Genomic DNA, 527 nt, shown 5'->3' with positions numbered 1-527 from the left:
TTGAACGTCGCGCTAAGTCTTACCTCTTGGAGGTAATCGTCCGTGGCGTGAACAACCAACGATTCCTCTTTGACGGCTATTTCGCGAGCTATCGCAGCGATGAGGGCCGGCGGCACATTCCGCGCCGATTTGGTTTCCCATCCGAGCACATCGCTCGCTCGAACGTGCCAGCCTTTCGACACCAGCCGTTGAGCAAGATCCGACGTTTTGAGTCCGGCACGCATTCGAGCTCTCTTGAGAGAGGATGGGTTCAACGAGCGATGTAAATTGGGAACAAGTCCCAGTAGATTGGCGGCCGGGTCGTTCTCAAGCGATGGTGGTTGGTACGCGGCAGCCGCAAGCAGTGCGTCGAGCGAGATTCCTTCTCCGTCTTTGCGCTGGTTCTCAGTCACAGCGGTCCTCCCTTCTCTCTTACTTTGGTCATGATTAATTTTCGGGCCCGTTTGAGGACCTGGCTGACTCTCGCCTGAGTGATGCCGAGTTTGTCAGCGACATCACGCTGGCGGTGCTGGTCCCACAGACACTGT

At 56.5% G+C, this 527-nt stretch carries 1 protein-coding gene; it reads right to left on the bottom strand.

Features of this window, described 5'->3' with window-relative positions; genetic code table 11:
- A partial coding sequence (locus JF66_RS23345) for a hypothetical protein (RefSeq protein ID WP_156109962.1) occupies nucleotides 1–392 on the bottom strand: 392 nt, incomplete at its 3' end.
- Between the last annotated feature and the right edge of the window lie 135 nt (nucleotides 393–527).

This window comes from Cryobacterium sp. MLB-32 (assembly GCF_000738085.1).
Lineage (GTDB): Bacteria > Actinomycetota > Actinomycetes > Actinomycetales > Microbacteriaceae > Cryobacterium.
The sequence above is the reverse complement of the archived record's forward strand: the minus strand, read 5'-3'. Positions and strand labels throughout refer to the sequence as shown.